The organism is Pseudomonas sp. Tav-5-1A, from assembly GCF_055755055.1.
This window is the reverse complement of sequence record NZ_CM146901.1, coordinates 694,011-714,864: the sequence shown is the minus strand read 5'-3', so window position 1 is coordinate 714,864 and position 20,854 is coordinate 694,011. Positions and strand designations below refer to the sequence as shown.

At 64.4% G+C, this 20,854-nt stretch carries 17 protein-coding genes; 12 read left to right on the top strand and 5 right to left on the bottom strand.

Annotated features, from left to right (window positions below; translation table 11 throughout):
• Window positions 1-213: 213 nt before the first annotated feature.
• Both AC0J42_RS03305 and AC0J42_RS03300 read right to left on the bottom strand, forming a co-directional pair.
• A complete protein-coding gene (locus AC0J42_RS03305) occupies window positions 214-744 on the bottom strand; it encodes an NUDIX hydrolase (protein WP_416422233.1) in 531 nt (176 codons plus the stop codon).
• Between the two features lie 3 nt (window positions 745-747).
• A complete protein-coding gene (locus AC0J42_RS03300; protein WP_416422232.1) occupies window positions 748-1,842 on the bottom strand; it encodes a DUF2333 family protein in 1,095 nt (364 codons plus the stop codon).
• 244 nt (window positions 1,843-2,086) lie between these two features.
• On the opposite strand from AC0J42_RS03300, the gene AC0J42_RS03295 reads away from it, so the two are divergent.
• The 12 genes from AC0J42_RS03295 (at window position 2,087) to AC0J42_RS03240 (ending at window position 18,676) form a co-directional block, all read left to right on the top strand.
• Entirely contained in the window at window positions 2,087-3,700 is a 1,614-nt protein-coding gene (locus AC0J42_RS03295) for a diguanylate cyclase (protein ID WP_473005234.1), read from the top strand.
• A gap of 170 nt (window positions 3,701-3,870) precedes the next feature.
• Window positions 3,871-5,646 carry a protein-disulfide reductase DsbD gene (locus AC0J42_RS03290; RefSeq protein WP_473005233.1) on the top strand — a complete coding sequence of 592 codons (1,776 nt, stop codon included), beginning with the start codon at window positions 3,871-3,873 and terminating at the stop codon, window positions 5,644-5,646.
• 446 nt (window positions 5,647-6,092) lie between these two features.
• Window positions 6,093-6,554, top strand: a complete 462-nt coding sequence (accB, locus tag AC0J42_RS03285) for an acetyl-CoA carboxylase biotin carboxyl carrier protein (protein ID WP_473005232.1) — start codon at window positions 6,093-6,095, stop codon at window positions 6,552-6,554.
• A gap of 17 nt (window positions 6,555-6,571) precedes the next feature.
• The gene (gene accC, locus AC0J42_RS03280; RefSeq protein WP_473005231.1) at window positions 6,572-7,933 is read left to right on the top strand and encodes an acetyl-CoA carboxylase biotin carboxylase subunit; all 1,362 of its coding nucleotides are present in this window, start codon (window positions 6,572-6,574) and stop codon (window positions 7,931-7,933) included.
• A gap of 234 nt (window positions 7,934-8,167) precedes the next feature.
• Window positions 8,168-9,046: a 50S ribosomal protein L11 methyltransferase gene (prmA, locus tag AC0J42_RS03275; protein ID WP_473005230.1), complete on the top strand. Its 879-nt coding sequence runs from the start codon at window positions 8,168-8,170 to the stop codon at window positions 9,044-9,046.
• Window positions 9,047-9,086: 40 nt separating this feature from the next.
• Window positions 9,087-10,328 (top strand): DUF3426 domain-containing protein, encoded by a 1,242-nt coding sequence (locus AC0J42_RS03270; protein ID WP_473005229.1) that lies wholly within the window; start codon window positions 9,087-9,089, stop codon window positions 10,326-10,328.
• Window positions 10,329-10,573: 245 nt separating this feature from the next.
• Complete coding sequence (gene dusB / locus AC0J42_RS03265; protein WP_455924176.1) at window positions 10,574-11,587, top strand: tRNA dihydrouridine synthase DusB; 1,014 nt, start codon at window positions 10,574-10,576, stop codon at window positions 11,585-11,587.
• On the top strand, window positions 11,584-11,904 hold the full coding sequence (gene fis, locus AC0J42_RS03260; RefSeq protein ID WP_008368706.1) for a DNA-binding transcriptional regulator Fis: 321 nt from the start codon (window positions 11,584-11,586) through the stop codon (window positions 11,902-11,904). Before dusB ends, fis begins: the two co-directional genes overlap by 4 nt.
• A 79-nt stretch (window positions 11,905-11,983) precedes the next feature.
• Complete coding sequence (gene purH, locus AC0J42_RS03255; protein ID WP_416422224.1) at window positions 11,984-13,591, top strand: bifunctional phosphoribosylaminoimidazolecarboxamide formyltransferase/IMP cyclohydrolase; 1,608 nt, start codon at window positions 11,984-11,986, stop codon at window positions 13,589-13,591.
• A gap of 138 nt (window positions 13,592-13,729) precedes the next feature.
• A complete protein-coding gene (gene purD, locus AC0J42_RS03250; protein WP_473005228.1) occupies window positions 13,730-15,016 on the top strand; it encodes a phosphoribosylamine--glycine ligase in 1,287 nt (428 codons plus the stop codon).
• A gap of 126 nt (window positions 15,017-15,142) precedes the next feature.
• On the top strand, window positions 15,143-17,917 hold the full coding sequence (locus AC0J42_RS03245) for a response regulator (RefSeq protein ID WP_473005227.1): 2,775 nt from the start codon (window positions 15,143-15,145) through the stop codon (window positions 17,915-17,917).
• A gap of 162 nt (window positions 17,918-18,079) precedes the next feature.
• Window positions 18,080-18,676 (top strand): MarC family protein, encoded by a 597-nt coding sequence (locus AC0J42_RS03240; RefSeq protein WP_416422221.1) that lies wholly within the window; start codon window positions 18,080-18,082, stop codon window positions 18,674-18,676.
• Between the two features lie 7 nt (window positions 18,677-18,683).
• Here AC0J42_RS03240 and AC0J42_RS03235 read toward each other — a convergent pair whose 3' ends face one another.
• The 3 genes from AC0J42_RS03235 to AC0J42_RS03225 form a co-directional block, all read right to left on the bottom strand.
• Window positions 18,684-19,295 carry a hypothetical protein gene (locus tag AC0J42_RS03235; RefSeq protein WP_473005226.1) on the bottom strand — a complete coding sequence of 204 codons (612 nt, stop codon included), beginning with the start codon at window positions 19,293-19,295 and terminating at the stop codon, window positions 18,684-18,686.
• Between the two features lies 1 nt (window position 19,296).
• Window positions 19,297-20,004, bottom strand: coding sequence for a hypothetical protein (locus tag AC0J42_RS03230; protein WP_473005225.1), 708 nt, complete (start codon window positions 20,002-20,004; stop codon window positions 19,297-19,299).
• A 69-nt stretch (window positions 20,005-20,073) separates the two neighbouring features.
• Window positions 20,074-20,835, bottom strand: coding sequence for a hypothetical protein (locus tag AC0J42_RS03225; RefSeq protein ID WP_473005224.1), 762 nt, complete (start codon window positions 20,833-20,835; stop codon window positions 20,074-20,076).
• Window positions 20,836-20,854 lie beyond the last annotated feature (19 nt).

Here is a 20,854-nt window from a genome sequence, read left to right as displayed (position 1 = left end):
GAGATGGCTGCAGCTTGAAAAGGTCGCGCAGTGTAACGGCAAATGCAAGGCTTGCTAAGTGCCAAAACGCGCCATTTATCAAAGGATTCGCGACGTGTGCGGCCGCCTCCATTCCGTAGCCGCTGCCGACAGGCTGCGCTGGCCAGTATGAACCCTGGAGATCTTCAGCGGGGCACAGGGCCAGCGCAGCCTGCGGCAGCGGCTACAGGGCGGTTATCCGGCGACTACGCGTTGCAGGGCCACCAGGGAATCGGGGCAGTAGGGGCGGGTCTCGCTTTCGGCCAGGGCCTGGGCCACAGGGATGAACTTTGCTTCCAGCACTTCCTCGGGCTGCACGTTCAACGGCCCGTCCCACACGGCCGAGAACACCGCGCACCAGGCACGGTTGCCGGGCTGGTCGAAGAAGAACTGGCCGTGGGGCGTCAACGGCACGCCGGCCACGCCCAGTTCCTCGTGCAGCTCGCGGGCCGCCGAATCGGCGTAGCTTTCGCCGGCGCCGACCATGCCGCCCGCGGCCACGTCCCAGTAACCGGGGTACACGGCCTTGCTCAGGGTGCGCCGGTGCACGCACAGCTCGCCGGCGGAGTTGAACAGCAGGATGAAGGTGGCGCGGCCGATCAAGCCACGCTCGCGCAGTTGCTGGCGCGGCAGGGCGCCCAGCACGTGGTCCTGCTCGTCCACCCAGGCGATGGCCTCGGCGTCGGAGGCGGCGCGGTGCGCCGCTTCTTTATCGGAGTACGACATCCGTCACCCCTGGGACAGCAGTTGGCGAAGGTCGATCACCGCGGCGTTGGCCCGCGAGATGTAGTTGGCCATCACCAGCGAGTGGTTGGCCAGGATGCCGAAGCCGCTGCCGTTAAGGATCATCGGGCTCCAGACCGGCTCCTGCGAGGCTTCCAGCTCGCGGATGATCTGGCGCACGCTGACCGTGGCGTTCTTCTTCGCCAACACGTCGGCGAAGTCGACCTCGATGGCGCGCAGCATGTGCGACAGCGCCCAGGCCTGGCCGCGGGCTTCATAGAAGACGTTGTCGATCTGCATCCACGGGGTCTCGACGATTTCCTCTTCCAGCTGCGGCGCCTGGCCCGGCACGATGGTCTCGGTCTTGGAGGTGGTGTTGAGTTTCACCCGACCAACGCTGGCCGACAGGCGCTGGGACAGCGAACCCAGGCGCGTGGCGACGTCACCCAGCCAGTTGTTGAGGTTGTCGGCACGCGGGTAGAACAGCGCGCCGGTCTGGTTGGGGTCGGACAGGCGCGCCTGGTAGCGGCTCAGGGAATTGATGCCGTCCTGGAACTCGGACTCGCTGGACGGCCAGATCCAGCTCTTGTTGTCGAAGTTGAACTTGGGCTCGGCGCGCACCAGGTCGGCGTCTTCAGCCGACTGCGACTGGGAACGGGCGAAGTCCTTGCGCATGGCCCGGGTCAGGTCGCGCACCTGCACCAGCACGCCGTATTCCCAGCTGGGCATGTTGTCCATCCACAGGCCAGGCGGGAAGCGATCGTTGGAGATATAGCCACCGGGCTTGTTCAGCAGGGTGCCGGCCACGGTCTTGAGGGTTTCGACGGTGGTGTAGCCCACCACCATCTTGTGGCCTTCGCGGGCGGCGGCTTCCTGGGCGTGCTGCTGCACCGGGAACAGCGCCGGCTCCTCGCTCCAGTACCAGCCCAGCAGGCCGGTGACCACCAGGTACAGCCCCACCACCGTCAGCAGCGCGCGGCTGACCAGCAGGCCGCCCAGGTAGCTGCGGGGTGCGGCCTTGGCAGGGCCCTTGCTGTTGCTGTCGGCGGGCTCGCGCGGTTCGCCCTTGCCTTTGCCTGTGCGGTTCTTCCAGTCCAGCATGGCTATATCCTTTCGATCACTGAATTCAAAGGTTCGACCGCAAGCCCTTGGCATCGTGCCAGTGGGGCTGTCGATCCTGGGTGCACTATAAAGGATGCGACGCCGCAGGCATAAGCGACTAGCCAGTCATTAAATGAATACACAAACCGAAGGGTTATTTTCCGGATGACAGTCGCGTGAAAGGAAATGAGTGCTAGCATAGAGCCACTATCGAGTCGCAGCACCCCCAATAAGTAGTCAGGACATGACCGAAGCAGACGATCCCGGCCGCGAACGCCTCAAGCATCACTTTGCCCAGCGGGTCATCCATCAGGCCCGGCAGATCCTGGAAGTCTGGCAGCGCCTGCAGCGCAGCGAGTGGTCCAGCGCAGACCTGTGCGAGCTGAACGAGGCCAACCTGCGGCTGCTGCGCTTCGCCGAACGCTTCGAGCAACCCGAGCACATCACCATCGCCCGCAGCCTCAACCAGGCCCTGCTGGCCGTGGAAGACAACCGCGGGCGCCTGAGCAGCGAACTGATCCACGAGCTCAACCGCCTGATGCAGCGCCTGTCGCGCACCGGCCTGCGCCATGGCGATGAGCTGGACCACACGCTGCTGCCACCGCTGCGCAAGCCGGTGTACGTGCTGCTGCAGGATGCCGAACGCGGCGAGCGGCTGGCCACGCAGCTGGAATTCTTCGGCCTGCACGCCCAGGCCCTCGACAGCGCGGCGGCGTTCCAGGCCTCGATGCAGGAGTGCACGCCGGCGGCCATCGTCATGGACGTGGACTTCGGTGGCTGTGGTGTTGGCCTGCAGCTGGCGGCCCAGGCCCAGGAGGGCCAGGAGCCGAGGCTGCCGCTGTTGTTCTTCAGCCTGCTGGACACCGACACCCCTACCCGCCTGGCCGCCGTGCGCGCCGGTGGCCAGGAGTTCCTGACCGGCGCGCTGGAGGCCTCCAGCCTGCTGGAGAAAATCGAGGCCCTGACCTGCGTGGCCCAGTACGAGCCGTTCAAGGTGCTGGTCATCGACGACTCCCGGGCCCAGGCCATGTACACCGAACGCCTGCTCAACGGTGCCGGCATCGTCACCCGCACCCTCACCGACCCCATCGGCGCCATGGCCGAGCTGGCCGATTTCCAGCCCGACCTGATCATCCTCGACCTGTACATGCCAGCCTGCACCGGCCCGGAGCTGGCCAAGGTGATCCGCCACAACGACCGCTACGTCAGCGTGCCGATCATTTACCTGTCGGCCGAGGATGATCTGGACAAGCAACTGGACGCCATGAGCGAGGGCGGCGACGACTTCCTGACCAAGCCGATTCGCTCGCGGCACCTGATCACCACCGTGCGCAACCGCGCCTCGCGGGCGCGCAACCTCAAGTCGCGGATGGTACGCGACAGCCTCACCGGGCTGTACAACCACACGCACATCCTGCAACTGCTGGAGGACTGCGCCTTCCGCGCACGCCGTGAAGCCAAGCCGCTGAGCTTCGCCATGCTCGACATCGACCATTTCAAGAAGGTCAACGACAGCCACGGCCACCCCATGGGCGACCGGGTGATCAAGAGCCTGGCGCTGTTCCTCAAGCAACGGTTGCGCAAGACCGACTTCATTGGCCGCTACGGTGGCGAGGAGTTCGCCATCGTCATGCCTGACACTGACCTTGCCGCCGCCCACGACGTGCTGGACGAAATCCGCCAGCGCTTCGCCGAGATCCACTACCCGGCGCAGCCCCAGGACCTGCGCTGCACCTTCAGCGCCGGCGTGGTGCAGATGGCCGCCGACAGCGACAGCCTGAGCATGGCCGCCCAGGCGGACGAGGCGCTGTACCGCGCCAAGGGCGCCGGCCGCAACCACGTGCAAACGATTTCGTAGCAGCCGATGTTTTTGTGGGAGCTGGCTTGCCAACGAGTTTTCACGGCCTCAACAGCTCGCTGGCAAGCCAGCTCCCACAAAGGCTGCGACACGGCAGGTAACAACCCTGTCACCTGCACGGCCACCCTCGCTGGGCTATGATGCGCAGACTTTTGTGTTGCGAGATTGCCATGCGCCGCCTGCTTTGCCTTCTGTTACTGGTGCTGACCCTGCCCGCCATGGGCGCCAGCCTGCTGGACAGCCGCCCCAGCGCCACCCTGGGCAGCGCCCTGAACAACAGCAGCGATTTCCTGCCGGTGCACCAGGCGTTCCAGCTCAACCTCAGCAAGACCACGCCCGAGGCCATCACCCTGCAGTTCGTGGCCACCGATGGCTACTACCTGTACCGCCACCGCTTCGCGTTCAAGCCCACGCCTGCCGACATCAAGCTGGGCGCGCCGCAGATCCCCGACGGCGAGAAGAAACACGATGAATATTTCGGTGACGTCGAGGTGTACCACGGCATCGTCGAGATCACCCTGCCCCGCGACCCCAAGGACACCCGCCCCTTCACCCTGGCCGTGACCTACCAGGGCTGCGCCGACAAGGGCCTGTGCTACCCGCCGGAAACCGAGAAACTGGCCATCGACGGCGGCGCCAGCGCGCCCGCCGCGGCACCTGCCAGCACGCCGGCCAAGGGCTGGGACTGGAAGGAACTGCTGCTGTACCTGCTGGGCGGCATCGGCCTGACCTTCACCCCCTGCGTGCTGCCCATGCTGCCGATTCTCTCGGCGGTGGTGATGCGCGGGCAGACCAGCCGCCTGCGCCGCTACAGCCTGGCGCTGGCCTATGTGCTGCCCATGGCCCTGTGCTTCGCCCTGCTGGGCGCGCTGATGGGCCTGTTCGGCGCTGGCCTCAACCTGCAGGCACGCCTGCAGTCGGCCTGGGTGCTGGGGCCGTTCGCGCTGTTCTTCGTGCTGTTCGCGGTGTCGATGTTCGGCGTGTTCGAGCTCAAGCTGCCGGCCGCCCTCACCCACCGCCTGGACCGCATCGCCGGCAACACCCAGGGCGGTTCGCTGTGGGGCGCGGCGGTGATGGGCGTGCTCTCCAGCCTGCTGGTGTCGCCCTGCGTATCCGCCCCCCTGGCCGGCGCGCTGCTGTACATCAGCACCACCGGCGATGCTTTGGGCGGCGCCTTGAAACTGTTCGCTCTGGGCCTGGGCATGGGCATTCCGCTGATGCTGGTGGCCATTGGCGGCGTTACCTGGCTGCCGAAAAGCGGGCCGTGGCTGGTGGTGGTCAAGAACGCCATCGGCGTGCTGCTGCTGGGCCTGGCCATCGGCTTGCTCAGCCGCGTGCTGCCAGGCCCGGTGACGCTGGTGCTGGTGGGCCTGCTGGCGGTCGGCGTCGGCCTGTTCCTGGGCGCCCTGGAATTTGTCTACAAGGCGCCGCGCCAGCGCCTGGCGCAACTGCTGGGCCTGCTGTTGCTGGTGTACGGCCTGGCCTGCTGGTACGGCGCGCTCAGTGGCCAGGGGGACCCGCTGCGGCCCCTGCCGGCGCCGGCGAATGCCCTTGCCACCCCTGCAACTGCCAGCACCTGGCAGACTGTCACCACCCCGGCGCAACTGGACCAGGCCCTGGCCGCCGCCAGGCAGGCCGGCAAGCCACTGGTGCTGGACTGGTACGCCGACTGGTGCATCAGCTGCAAGGTCATCGAGCACGAGGTGCTCACCGATCCGGAGGTGAAGGCGCGCCTGGCTGGCTACCAGCAGGTGCGTTTCGATGTCACCGACAGCAACGCCGAACAACGCGCCCTGCTGGACCGCTACAAGCTGTTCGGCCCCCCTGCGCTGATGTTCTTTGCCGCCAACGGCGACGAAATCCACGAGGCCAAGGTGATCGGCGAGATCAATGCCGCCGATTTCGTTGGCAAGATCGCCATCGCCGACGGCAAAAAGGCGCCATGACCCGCCAGGCCGGAGCAATTCCGGCCTAAATGACCGCCAATAGCAATTTAGTCACAAATTTCAGGCGAACATCGGGCAACGTGCTGGCTATTGTGCTTGACTGGACAGTCGTTGCCCCGTTGCGGCATAGTCACCCCGCCAGCACCCACTGGCCCATGCAGGGAGCCCGCGAATGAAGATGATCCACCGGTTTTCGCTTGAGTTGCCCTTGGTATCAACGCAAAACGTGACGCGCCGCCAAGAGTGAGCATCCCACTCTTCGACGTGCGATTGTCCGACAGGCCATTCGTAGAAATCTTTGCCATCGCCCCGGCACGGCCTCACGGCCACCGGGGTGATCAGCGACCTTGGCGCCAGCGCACACGCAGACTGGCTGGGAGGTCGCCCTGGAACTGCTTGAAACACTACCTGAACGCCCCTGACCGACCCTTGGGAGTTGATGATTAATGGATATTCGCAAAGTAAAGAAACTGATCGAGCTGCTGGAAGAATCCGGTATCGACGAGTTGGAAATCCGTGAAGGCGAAGAATCCGTACGGATCAGCCGCCACAGCAAGACCCCAGCCCAGCAGTACTACGCGCCAGCCCCGGTTGCCGCGCCAGTAGCCGCCCCGGCTGCCGCTGCTCCAGCCGCCGCTGCCGCCGACGCGCCAGCCGCTGCACCGAAGCTGAACGGCACCGTTGCCCGTTCGCCAATGGTCGGTACCTTCTACCGCAAGGCTTCGCCAGCCTCGCCAGCCTTCGTTGAAGTCGGCCAGACCGTGAAGAAAGGCGACACCCTGTGCATCGTCGAAGCGATGAAGATGATGAACCACATCGAAGCTGAAACCAGCGGTGTGATCGAATCGATCCTCGTGGAAGACGGCCAGCCGGTTGAGTTCGACCAGCCGCTGTTCACCATCGTTTGAATCGCGGAGAGCCAACGATGTCCCAACCTGCGAAATTGGAAAAAGTCCTGATTGCCAACCGCGGCGAAATCGCCCTGCGGATCCTGCGCGCGTGCAAGGAACTGGGTATCAAGACTGTTGCCGTCTACTCCAAGGCCGACAAGGAGCTGATGCACCTGGGCCTGGCAGACGAGTCCGTTTGCATCGGTCCGGCACCGGCTGCGCAATCCTACCTGCACATCCCGGCGATCATCGCGGCCGCCGAAGTGACTGGCGCCACCGCCATTCACCCAGGCTACGGCTTCCTGGCTGAAAACGCCGACTTCGCCGAACAGGTGGAGAAATCCGGTTTCGCCTTCATCGGCCCGAAAGCCGACACCATTCGCCTGATGGGCGACAAGGTATCGGCCAAGCACGCCATGATCGAAGCTGGCGTTCCTACCGTTCCAGGTTCCGACGGCCCGCTGCCGGAAGACGAGGAAGAAGCCCTGCGCATCGGCCGTGAAGTCGGCTACCCGGTGATCATCAAGGCCGCCGGTGGCGGTGGTGGTCGCGGCATGCGCGTGGTGCACAAGGAAGAAGACCTGATCGCCTCGGCCAAGCTGACCCGTACCGAAGCCGGTGCTGCGTTCGGCAACCCGATGGTGTACCTGGAGAAGTTCCTGACCAACCCACGCCACGTGGAAGTTCAGGTGCTGTCCGACGGCCAGGGCCATGCCATTCACCTGGGCGACCGCGACTGCTCGCTGCAGCGCCGTCACCAGAAGGTGCTGGAAGAAGCGCCGGCCCCGGGCATCGACGAAGAAGCCCGGCAGATGGTCTTCGCCCGCTGCGTCAAGGCGTGCATCGACATCGGCTACCGTGGTGCCGGTACTTTCGAGTTCCTGTACGAGAACGGTGCGTTCTATTTCATCGAAATGAACACCCGCGTCCAGGTAGAGCACCCGGTTTCGGAAATGGTCACCGGTATCGACATCGTCAAGGAGATGTTGAGCATCGCGGCCGGCAACCCGTTGTCGTTCACCCAGGATGACGTGGTTATCCGCGGTCACTCGCTGGAATGCCGTATCAATGCCGAAGACCCGAAGAACTTCATTCCTAGCCCAGGCACGGTCAAGCACTTCCACGCCCCAGGCGGCAACGGCGTTCGCGTCGATTCGCACCTGTACAGTGGTTATGCCGTTCCGCCGAACTACGATTCGCTGATCGGCAAGCTGATCACCTACGGCAAGGACCGCGACGAAGCCATGGCGCGCATGCGCAACGCCCTGGACGAGATCGTGGTGGACGGGATCAAGACCAACATCCCGCTGCACCGCGACCTGACCCGCGACGAAGGCTTCTGCAAGGGTGGCGTCAACATCCACTACCTGGAACACAAGCTGGCTGCCCAGAAGTGATCCACGGTTGTAGATAGCTGCACCAGAAACCGGCCCCAGTGGCCGGTTTTTTATTGCCTGCGCCCCGGGCGCCGCCGACGCAGCCTGCGGCAGCTGCTACGCGAAATCTGTAGCCGCTGCCGCCAGGCTGCGCTGGCCAGCCTGTGCCCCGGAGATTTTCAGCGAGGCACAGCTTTTGCCTGCGCGCTCTAGTAAACTGCCCCGCTTTAGTTCCCGATTCCAAAGGTACCCGCCATGCCCTGGCTACAAGTCCGTCTGGCCATCAGCCCAGAACAAGCCGAAACCTACGAAGACGCCCTGCTGGAAGTCGGCGCCGTTTCGGTCACCTTCATGGACGCCGAAGACCAGCCTATCTTCGAGCCAGAGCTGAACACCACGCCGCTGTGGACCCACACCCACCTGCTGGCGCTGTTCGAAGCCGACGCGGAGCCGGCCAGCGTGTTCGCCCACCTGCAACTGCTGACCGACGCGCCGCTGCCCGAGCACCACGCCGAAGTCATCGAGGACCAGGACTGGGAACGCAGCTGGATGGACAACTTCCACCCCATGCGCTTCGGCCAGCGCCTGTGGATCGTGCCAAGCTGGCATGCGGCCCCCGAGCCTGGCGCGGTGAACCTGCTGCTGGACCCGGGCCTGGCCTTCGGCACCGGCACCCACCCCACCACCGCGCTGTGCCTGGAATGGCTGGACGGCCAGGACCTGGCCGGCTGCAACGTCCTGGACTTCGGCTGCGGCTCGGGCATCCTGGCCATCGCCGCGCTGCTGCTGGGCGCCGAGCACGCCGTGGGTACCGACATCGACGTGCAGGCGCTCGAAGCCTCGCGTGAAAACGCCGGGCGCAACGGCGTGGCCGAAGACAAATTCCCGCTGTACCTGCCTGAAGACCTGCCGCAAGTGCAGGCCGACGTGCTGGTGGCGAATATCCTCGCCGGCCCACTGGTGTCGCTGGCGCCGCAACTGAGCACCCTGGTGAAGAGCGGTGGCCGCCTGGCGCTGTCGGGCATCCTCGCCGAACAGGGCGAGGAAGTGGCTGCCGCCTACGCCGCCGACTTCGACCTGGACCCTATCGCCAACCGCGATGGCTGGGTACGCATCAGTGGTCGCCGCCGCTGAGACGGCCTAGAATGCCTGTCTGCATAAACCGGATCCGCGCATGACCGACAGTTTCGTCACCCAGTGCCCCCATTGCCAGACCAGCTTCCGCGTCAGCCACAATCAGTTGAGTGTGGCCCGCGGGGTTGTGCGTTGCGGCGCCTGCCTGCAGGTGTTCAACGCTGCCCGCCAGCTGCTGGAGCAAAGCACCGGCCAGCAGCAGCCCGCCGCCCCCGAACCGGCCCCTGCGGCCCCGGAGCGGCGCGCCACGCCTATCAGCCTGCGCGAGTGGTCAGCCAACGAACTGGACCTGGACAAACTGGACCTGGACGGCGAACTGGCACGCTTGGAACAGCGCGAAATCCAGCCGGCCAAGGCCTTCCGCGACCAGCCGGGCCGGGAAGAGTCCTTCAGCGCCAGCCGCGACGAAGCGCTGGACGAGTGGCACGACCAGCCGTTCGGCACCCATGCCGACGAGGAAGAGCTGCACGAGGACGCCCCGGCACCGCCGATCATCGAGCGCGACCCGCCGCTGGACGAAGCCCCTGCTGCCGCTGAGGCGCGTACCGAGCCTTCGTTGACCCTGGCGCCCATCGAGGCCAGCGAGCCGGGCATTGGCGCCCTGCATGCCGACGATGACGTGCCGGCCAGCCAGCGCCTGTCCGCACTGGATGCCGACGACGAGGACGACGAGCCTCGCGAAGCCCCGGTGCGCCAGGGCAAGCAGAAGCACGAGCGCAGCGAGCCGAACCTGCGCGACGCGCCGCTGCTGGACCTGGTGGACGACCCGCTGCAGCTGGACTGGCAGAAGCGCCGCACCCCTTGGGGCAAGCGCCTGCTGTGGCTGGCCCTGACCCTGGTCGCCGCAGCGGCGCTGGCCGGCCAGTACGTGTGGTACCACTTCGACGAGCTGGCCCGCCAGGACCAATACCGCCCGTGGTTCCAGCAGCTGTGCCCGAGCGTCGGCTGCACGGTGCCGTCCAAGGTCGACATCGACAAGATCAAGAGCAGCAACCTGGTGGTGCGCAGCCACCCGGACTTCAATGGCGCGCTGGTGGTGGATGCAATCATCTACAACCGTGCGGCGTTCTCCCAGCCGTTCCCGCTGCTGGAGCTGCGCTTCGCCGACCTCAACGGCCACCTGATCGCCAGTCGTCGGTTCAAGCCCGGCGAGTACCTGTCGGGCGAGCTGGCCGGGCAGGACGAGATGCCGCCGCAGACGCCGATCCATATCTCCCTCGATATCCTCGATCCGGGCCCGAAAGCCGTGAACTATAGCCTCAGCTTCCGCTCCCCCGAGTAGCCGGCACCCCGCCGTTTCCAGGCCTTGTGGGAGCTGGCTTGCCAGCGAGCTTTTCATCAGCCCCAAAAGCTCGCTGGCAAGCCAGCTCCCACAATTTAGACGCTTCAGGGCAACCGAACGCTTGGGCATAAGCCAATAGTTGTTCAGATTTTATCCAAAACGATCTTTATCCGGTCACCGAGAGCGGGTATTATGCCCACCCTTTTTCGAACTCTAATGATCCGGCCCCACAACAGGGAACACCTATGTCGGCGGTACGCATCGGCCCATATACATTGAACAACGCCCTGATCCTTGCCCCGATGGCAGGGGTCACGGACCAACCCTTCCGTCAACTTTGCCGACGGATGGGGGCAGGCCTGGTGGTCTCGGAAATGGTCACCAGCGACATGAGCCTGTGGAACAGCCGCAAGTCGCGCCTGCGCATGATTCACGAAGGTGATCCCGAGCCCCGCTCGGTACAGATCGCCGGCGGTGACGCGCAGATGCTGGCAGCGGCAGCACGGGCCAACGTCGAGATGGGCGCCCAGATCATCGACATCAACATGGGCTGCCCGGCGAAGAAAGTCTGCAACAAGGCGGCAGGTTCCGCTTTACTGAAAGACGAGGCACTGGTGCAGGAAATCCTGCACGCCGTGGTAGCCGCCGTCGAGGTGCCGGTCACCTTGAAGATTCGCACCGGCTGGGACCGGGCGAACAAGAATGGCATCACGGTTGCACGCATTGCCGAACAGGCAGGCATCAGCGCCCTGTCGGTGCACGGGCGCACACGCGCCGACCTGTATACCGGTGAAGCCGAGTACGACACCATCGCTGCCATCAAGCAGGCGGTGTCGATCCCGGTCTTTGCCAATGGCGACATCACCTCGCCGCAAAAGGCCCGGCAGGTCCTCGACGCCACCGGCGCCGACGGCCTGCTGATTGGCCGGGCTGCCCAGGGGCGGCCGTGGATCTTTCGCGAGACCGAGCATTACCTGCGTACCGGCGAATTGCTTCCGGCGCCGCAATTGAGTGAAGTGGAACAGATTCTGCTGGAGCACCTGGCTGCGCTGCACGCCTTCTATGGCGATGTGATGGGCGTTCGAATCGCCCGCAAGCACGTCGGGTGGTACCTGGCAACCTTGCCGGGCGCCAAGGAATTTCGCGCCCAGTTCAATCGTTTGGAAGATACGGAAGCGCAGTGCGCCAACGTTCGCCGGTTCCTCAGCGAATGTAACGAGAGCCCTGTGAAAGGGGACGGACAGGGGGTGGCCGCATGACGATGATGACCGAGACTTTAGTGAGTGGAACAACGCCCGTGAGCGACAACGTCAACTTGAAACAGCACCTCAACACGCCCAGCGAAGAGGGTCAGACCCTTCGTGGCAGCGTCGAGAAGGCGCTGCACAATTATTTCGCCCATCTTGAGGGCGCTGCCGTCACTGACGTGTACAACCTGGTGCTTTCCGAAGTCGAGGCCCCCTTGCTCGAAAGCGTGATGAATTACGTCAAGGGCAACCAGACCAAGGCCAGTGAGATGCTGGGCCTGAATCGCGGTACCTTGCGCAAGAAGCTCAAGCAATACGATCTGCTGTAAGCATGCATTCAAACCAGAAAAGGCGACCTGTCCAGGGTCGCCTTTTTTGCTGACTCCTCTGCTTTAGACGGAAATTGAAATGACCGACCAGACTACCCGCCTGCCCGTCCGCCGCGCTTTGATCAGCGTCTCCGACAAGACCGGTATCCTTGAATTCGCCCGTGAACTCGAAGCCCTGGGCGTCGAGATCCTGTCCACCGGCGGTACCTTCAAGCTGCTTGCGGACAACGGCGTTGCCGCAGTGGAAGTGGCGGATTACACAGGTTTTGCCGAAATGATGGACGGCCGGGTGAAAACCCTGCACCCGAAAATCCACGGCGGCATCCTGGGCCGTCGCGGCATCGACGACGCCATCATGAGCGAGCACGGCATCAAGCCGATCGACCTGGTCGCGGTCAACCTCTACCCGTTTGAAGCCACCATCAGCAAGCCAGGCTGCGACCTGCCGACCGCCATCGAGAACATCGACATCGGTGGCCCGACCATGGTCCGCTCCGCGGCCAAGAACCACAAAGACGTGGCCATCGTGGTCAACGCCAGCGACTACGGCCAGGTGCTGGAAGGCCTGAAAGCCGGCGGCCTGACCTACGCCCAGCGCTTTGACCTGATGCTGAAGGCGTTCGAGCACACCGCTGCCTACGACGGCATGATCGCCAACTACATGGGCACTGTTGACCAGGCCGCCGAGACCCTGAGCACCGAAGGCCGCAGCGAATTCCCGCGCACCTTCAACAGCCAGTTCATCAAGGCCCAGGAAATGCGCTACGGCGAGAACCCGCACCAGAGCGCGGCGTTCTACAAGGAAGCCAAGCCGGCCGAAGTGGGCATCGCCACCGCCACCCAGCTGCAGGGCAAGGAACTGTCCTACAACAACGTCGCCGATACCGACGCTGCGCTGGAATGCGTGAAGAGCTTCGTCAAGCCTGCCTGCGTCATCGTCAAGCACGCCAACCCGTGCGGCGTGGCGGTCAGCCCTGACGCCGAAGGCGGCATCCGCCAGGCCTACGAGCTGGCCTACGCCACCGACACCGAATCCGCGTTCGGCGGCATCATCGCCTTCAACCGCGAGCTGGACGCCGAGACCGCCAAGGCCATCGTCGACCGTCAGTTCGTGGAAGTGATCATCGCCCCGTCGGTCAGCGACGAAGCCCGCGCCATCGTTGCCGCCAAGGCCAACGTGCGCCTGCTGGCCTGCGGCGAGTGGTCGGCTGACCGCGCCGCTGCCTGGGACTACAAGCGCGTCAACGGCGGCCTGCTGGTGCAGAGCCGTGACATCGGCATGATCAGCGCCGACGACCTGAAGGTCGTGACCAAGCGCGCGCCTAGCGAGCAAGAGATCCACGACCTGATCTTCGCCTGGAAAGTGGCCAAGTACGTGAAGTCCAACGCCATCGTCTACGCCAAGAACCGCCAGACCATCGGCGTCGGCGCCGGCCAGATGAGCCGCGTCAACTCCGCACGCATCGCCGCCATCAAGGCCGAGCACGCTGGCCTGCAGGTGCAGGGTTCGGTCATGGCCTCGGACGCGTTCTTCCCGTTCCGTGACGGCATCGACAACGCCGCCAAAGTGGGTATCACTGCCGTTATCCAGCCAGGCGGCTCGATGCGCGACGCTGAAGTCATTGCTGCCGCTGATGAAGCAGGTATCGCGATGGTATTCACCGGCATGCGCCACTTCCGCCACTGATCGAAAGCAGGCGGTTGACGCTGCACTGAATGTGGGAGCTGGCTTGCCAGCGAGCTTTTGAGGCCCTGAAAAGCTCGCTGGCAAGCCAGCTCCCACAGTACAAGTGGAACCGCCCCACACAGAATTCGAGGTTTAGCTATGAACGTATTGATCATCGGCAGCGGCGGCCGTGAACACGCCCTGGCCTGGAAAGTCGCCCAGGACCCACGCGTCGAGAAAGTCTTCGTGGCCCCCGGCAACGCCGGCACTGCCATTGAAGCCAAGTGCGAAAACGTCGCCATCGACGTGCAGGCCATCGAGCAACTGGCCGACTTCGCCGAGAAGCACGTTGCCCTGACCATCGTCGGCCCGGAAGTGCCGCTGGTGGCTGGCGTGGTCGACCTGTTCCGCTCGCGCGGCCTGGACTGCTTCGGCCCGACCAAGGGCGCGGCCCAGCTGGAAGGCTCCAAGGCGTTCGCCAAGGACTTCCTGGCGCGCCACAAGATCCCGACTGCCGAATACCAGAACTTTACCGAGATCGAGCCAGCGCTGGCGTACCTGCGCGAGAAAGGCGCGCCGATCGTGATCAAGGCCGACGGCCTGGCCGCCGGCAAGGGCGTTATCGTCGCCATGACCCTGGCTGAAGCCGAGGACGCGGTGCGTGACATGCTGGCAGGCAACGCCTTCGGCGACGCCGGTTCGCGCGTGGTCATCGAAGAGTTCCTGGACGGCGAGGAAGCCAGCTTCATCGTCATGGTGGACGGCAAGAACGTCCTGCCGATGGCCACCAGCCAGGACCACAAGCGCGTCGGCAACGGCGACAGCGGCCCGAACACCGGCGGCATGGGTGCCTACTCCCCGGCCCCCGTGGTGACTGCCGACGTGCACCAGAAGGTCATGGACCAGGTGATCTGGCCGACCGTCAACGGCATGGCGGCCGAAGGCAACGTCTACACCGGCTTCCTGTACGCAGGCCTGATGATCGACAAGGCCGGCAACCCGAAAGTCATCGAGTTCAACTGCCGCTTCGGCGACCCGGAAACCCAGCCGGTAATGCTGCGCCTGCAATCGAGCCTGGTGCTGCTGGTGGAAGCCGCCATGGCCCAGGCCTTGGACAAGGTCGAGGCCCAGTGGGACTCGCGCCCGAGCATGGGCGTGGTGCTGGCGGCTGGCGGCTACCCGGGCGACTACGCCAAGGGCGCCGTCATCGGTGGCCTGGACGCCGCAGCCCAACTGCCTGGCAAGGTGTTCCACGCCGGCACCGCACTGAAGGACGGCCAGGTAGTGACCGCTGGCGGCCGCGTGCTGTGCGCCACCGCCCTGGGCAACACCGTGGGTGAAGCCCAGCAGCAGGCGTACGCCCTGGCCGGCAAGATCGACTGGGACGGCTGCTTCTACCGCACCGACATTGGCTACCGCGCCATTGCCCGCGAAAAAGGCGAGTAAAAACCCCTGCCCTCCCCCTGAAGTACCGGGTTTTCCCCGGTACTTCAGGCCGTTCGACCACTAGCCCTACGCTTTCTCCGCCGCGCATAGTTATACTCAGTCATTAACCTTCGAAGGGATTTCGCTGTGCGCTGGCTCAGGATCGCCATTTCATCGATAGTCAGTGTGCTGACACTGCTCTGCGCGTACCCGGCTTTTGCCGAGTCCAGCAGTGGCTGGTCAGTATTGCTCGATGAACACGCGCGCCTGCAACTGAGCGACGTGCGCTCGGACCGCTACCAGAACCAGTTCAGCCCCCTCGAGCTCAGCCAGCTGGTGCCCAGCGGCCCCAATGCCGCCCAGTGGCTGCACTACCATTTGCCCCCTGCAGCCCATGAACAGGTGCTGCGCATCTACGCCCCCGACCTTGCCGACCTGGACTTCTACGTGCTGGACGGCGACACCGTCATCCGCCAGCAACGCAACGACGCCGGGCGGCCCGGAGGCGAGCCGTCGTTCGCCAACACCGACATCCTGCTGCCCGTGCCGGTCAGCCAGAAGCCGCTGGACCTGTACCTGCGCCTGGCCTCCGAGCACCAGCTGCGCCCCAGCGTCAGCATGATGCCCGCCGTCAGCGCCGCCGCCGACCAGCGCCAGACCCTGATCATGGGCCTGCTGTTCGGCTGCCTGGGCATGCTGGTCATCCACAACCTCGCCCGCTACACCTACAGCCGCTCCAGCAGCAGCCTGTGGCTGGCCGGCGCCGAGACCCTGCTGACCCTGAGCGCCGCCATCCTGCTCAACCTCAGCGGCCCCTGGTTCGACACCTGGCATTCGCTGCGCACCACCGGCAGCTTCGTCACCCTGATGCTGGCGGCCATCTGCTGCCTGATGTTCACCCAGCGTTTCTTCGCCCCGCGCTCCACGCCACTGATCGACCGCCTGCTGACCGCCGCCAAGCTGCTGATCGGCCTGAGCGGGCTGATGGTGCTGCTGATGGACGGCCTGCCGATCAACTCCATCACTTACGCCATGATGGTGGTCGGCGGCCTGGGCATGTTGCTCACCTCCGGCTACCACTGGCAGCAGGGCTACCGCCCGGCACGGCTGTTCACCTGCGCCATGCTGTTGCTCAACCTGGGCGTGCTGATCGTGCTGCCGGCCCTGCTGGTGCTCACGCGCACCCCGCCGCAGTGGCTGGTGCTGGGGCTGATGGCGGTGGGCGCGCTGACCGGGCTGATGCTCAACACCGCCCTCAGCGAGCGCCTGCGCTTCATCAGCGAGGACCGCTTCAGCGCCAGCCGCGAGCTGGCGGCCAGCAACGCCGAGGTCAACGCCAAGGCCGAGTTCCTGGCGCGCATCAGCCACGAGATCCGCACGCCCATGAACGGCGTGCTGGGCATGACCGAGCTGCTGCTGGGCACGCCGTTGTCGGTCAAGCAGCGCGACTATGTGCAAACGATTCACAGCGCCGGCAACGAGCTGCTGACCCTGATCAACGAGATCCTCGACATCTCCAAGATCGAGTCCGGGCAGATCGAGCTGGACGACGTGCAGTTCGACCTCAGCGCGCTGATCGAGGACTGCCTGAACATCTTCCGCGCCAAGGCCGAGCAGCAAAACGTCGAGCTGATCAGCTTCACCCAGCCCCAGGTGCCGCAGGTCATCAGCGGCGACCCCACGCGCCTGCGCCAGACCCTCCTGGCCCTGCTCGATCACGCCCTGAAGAAGACCGACGAGGGCGAGATCCTGCTGGTGGTGGCCCTGGACCAGCGCAGCGGCGAACCGCGCCTGCGCATCGCCGTGCAGGACAGCGGCGTGCCTATCCCGCGTGACGAGCGCGAGGCGTTGCTGCACAGCGAGCTGCACAGCAAGAACCTGCTCTCGGGCAACGAGGTGGGCGGCCACCTGGGCCTGGTCATCGCCCGCCAGCTGATCCTGCTGATGAAGGGCGAGTTCGGCATCAAGAGCGGCAGCCAGCAGGGCAGCACCTTGTGGCTGACCCTGCCGCTGGACCCCGAGCGCCTCGAGCACCCGACCCTGGACCTGGACAGCCCCCTGCGCGGCGCCCGCGTGCTGGTGGTGGACGACAACGACACCTGCCGCAAGGTGCTGGTGCAGCAGTGCGGCGCCTGGGGCCTGAACGTAAGCTCGGTGCCGTCGGGCAAGGAAGCCCTGGCCCTGCTGCGCACCAAGGCCCACCTGCGCGACTATTTCGACGTGGTGCTGCTGGACCAGAACATGCCCGGCATGACCGGCATGCAGTTGGCGGCGAAGATCAAGGAAGACCCCAGCCTGAACCACGATATCCTGATCATCATGCTCACCGGCATCAGCAACGCGCCGAGCAAGATCATCGCCCGCAACGCCGGGGTCAAGCGCATCCTGGCCAAGCCGGTGGCCGGCTACACGCTCAAGACCACCCTGGCCGACGAACTGGCCCAGCGCGGCCAGCACCCGGCCCAACCAGCGCCGCCGCCGTCGGTGGCGGCGACGGCGATTTCGGTGCCGGCGGACTTTCGCATCCTGGTGGCCGAGGACAACAGCATTTCCACCAAGGTGATCCGCGGCATGCTGGGCAAGCTCAACCTGTCGCCCGACACCGCCAGCAACGGCGAGGAGGCGCTGCGTGCCATGAAGGCCCAGCGCTACGACCTGGTGCTGATGGACTGCGAAATGCCGATCCTCGACGGCTTCTCCGCCACCCAGCAGCTGCGCGACTGGGAGCTGGGCACCCAGCGCGAGCGCACGCCGGTGGTAGCGCTGACCGCGCACATCCTCACCGAACACAAGGAACGCGCCCGCCAGGCCGGCATGGACGGCCACATGGCCAAGCCCATCGAACTGTCGCAGCTGCGCGAGCTGATCGAGCACTGGGTAGCCCAGCGCGAGATGGGCCAGGACCAGGCCAGCAATTCCTGAAACATTCCCCCCGTAGCAGCGGCCGCCAGGCCGCGTCCCAGGAACCGAGCTGAACCCGGGGACGCAGCCTTCGGCAGCTGCTACGGGAAATACGCGAGGGTGGTGGCTGGGCGGCGCGCGCTATAGACTTTGCCATCGCCCCCCCCTGCACGAGCCCAACCCATGCTTCAGACGTTGTTCAGCGTTTACCTCAAGATGCTGGTGCTCTACAGCCCGTTCTTCGTGCTCTCGTGCTTCATCGGCCTGTCACGCGGTTATTCGCTCAAGGAGCGCAAGCGCCTGGCGTGGAAGGTGGCGTTGGGGGTGCTGGTGTCCAGCGTGCTGCTGTACCTGTTCGGCCGGGTGATCTTCAGCGTGTTCGGCATCACCGCCGACGCCTTCCGCATCGGCGCCGGCAGCGTGCTGTTCATCTCGGCGCTGGGCATGGCCCAGGGCAAGTCGGGGGTGCAGACCGACAACGTGCAGCAGGACGTGACCATCGTGCCACTGACCATCCCAATCACCGTCGGCCCCGGCACCATCGGTGCCCTGCTGGTGATGGGCGTCAGCCAGCCGCACTGGGACGACAAGCTGATGGCCATCCTCAGCATCGCCCTGGCCAGCGCCACCGTGGGCCTGGTGCTGTACCTGTCCAACCGCATCGAACGGCTGCTGGGTGAACAGGGCCTGCAGATCGTCAGCCGGTTGATGGGGCTGTTCGTCTGCGCCCTGGCGGCGCAGATCATTTTTACCGGGATCAAGGGCTACCTGGTGTCGTGAACGGGCACTAAAGCTCGACGCACCCCAGCTTGCGCAAGGCAATGCCTTGGAGCCTGGCGCGCATAGCGTCCCTGTACGGGGCGTAAGCTACCGGATCAAACCCGTAGATGCCCCCACTGAAGCGCATCACCAGTTCCGGCTTTTGCTGGGTGGTGAGCGGCAGTCCCTTGACCTGGATACCGAAGGTCGTGATGTTTATTCCCCCCTGGTCATTGATCTGGCAAGGCACGATCACCCATGACAGGAGGCGCGCATCACCCGTGCCGTCACCCGCCAGCCAACTGGCAACGAACTCCCGAATCCCCATGCCCCCCATCACCCGCTGGGCCAGGTCGAAAAGCGCCTTGGGTTCACTGTAGCCCTTGATGTTGAGCTCCAGCGAATCAAGATCCCGCTCCTTGGAAATGAACAACGGCTGCGTCGTGACCGAAGCCAGCCAACTGCACCCATGTCGCTCCAGGCAGTTGTTATAGTACAGCCGCCAGGCATCCCAGAAGGTTTCCCGATCATGAATGCTACTGGCAGCGCGATCGCTGTCCTGCAGCAACGCCCGGATATCCGAGCGCTCCGTTGGGCCGATTCTCCGGTCAAAGGCAACGACATGGTCGGCGTTATCCATGTCACTCCCCCCCTTTTCCCACACGCAGCTCCGGCCTGTCGATACGCACCAGCTCTCCTGTGGTGCGTGCCTGCAGGCGTGCAGTCATGACCTCCTGGTAATCCGGAAACTGCCAGGGATCTGGACGAGCGCTCAACCACACGGCTGCCACCTCACCCTGCAGGCTCGAACATTTGAAGATGGCCCGGGTGATGTCACCGCTCACCACCTGGCGGGTCTTGAAATGAATCAGCAGTCCATGCATGCACGCATCCGCACGAGCCACGCTCAGGAAGATGGCAACCTGATGCAACGGGCCATCGCTATTGTTCAACACCCCGAACGAGTGCTGGAAAAAATGCTCAAGGCCCAGGCTGGTCAGGGCCGAGCCGCCAGCAGGAAGCACCTGCTGAAGGTCGCCCAACTCAATGGGCAGCCCATTGCGTACCAGGGCCTGCACTACATCGCTCAAGGTGAAGGCCAGCAGGTGCGGATAACGTTCCTGCACCTGCCCATCCCGGAGCACTTTCCAGCCCAGCCCGCGCAAGCAATTCTGATAAGCATCAAACCAGCGTTCGACGTGCTGGAGCTTGTTTACTTTTTTCGACGCTGCGAGCTGGAAGTAAAGCGTGGATTGCAGGATGTCCTGCTTGTCCGTAGCAGGAAGTGTTGAATCCAGACACACCAATTGCCCATCATCAAGCCAGGTTTCATAGTTACCAGGTGACATGTCGTACTCCTTGTACAAGCCAACAGACAACCTGCGCAAGCGCCCGCCCGGGCGCCTGCGCACGTCTCATCAAATGGAGAGTTCAGCCATTTTGCGTTGGCGGGCCTCGGCAATGCTCGCCCTGATCAAGTCGCGGGCATCTTCCACACCGTTCTCATCCATCCAGAACACGGTCTTGGCCTGGTAGATGTTCAGGCTGGAACTGTCCCAGTTGGTGAACAACACACTGGTTTTGGTCTCATGGCCGGTGTACTGGACCATGCCCAGGGCCACGCAGACGTCGCCGTCTTCTTCCACGACGCTGCCGATGCCAAAGTTCGCGCCGCTATCAGTCTTGGCGCTGCGGTCGAAGAGTTTGAGTGCGGCGTCGTCCTTGGCAACCACGGCAACGGCCTTGTACGCGGCATCCAGTGCTTCCAGGGTACCTGCCGGCCCCATCGCAGCACTGATGATTGCGCCCCTGAGAATCTCAATGGCGACCTTTTCCATGCTCAGGTGTTTTTCCTGGGTGGTGTGGGCACGATAAGAGGTCTCCTTGGCGACCCAGCCCGCCAGGGCCATCACTTGGCAAAATGTCTTGTACCAGTCTTCGCCGGCAGCGTAGGAGCCATGCTTCTTGTCGGCCGCCATAGTGGCGTACAGGTAGGCATTCTTGACGTCCTGCCGAAAAGCGCGGCTGACGCCCTTGGTGAACGTCAACAGCCCATTGGCAACAACCGTTGCGGTCGCCTCCTCGTTCCCCAGGATCCGTGGCCCGACAACATTCTGGTGGTGAAAAGCCTGCAGCTTCTCGAGGCGTTCGGATTTGGACAGCGTGGTGATGTTTTCCATGACAATTCCCTTTTCATGA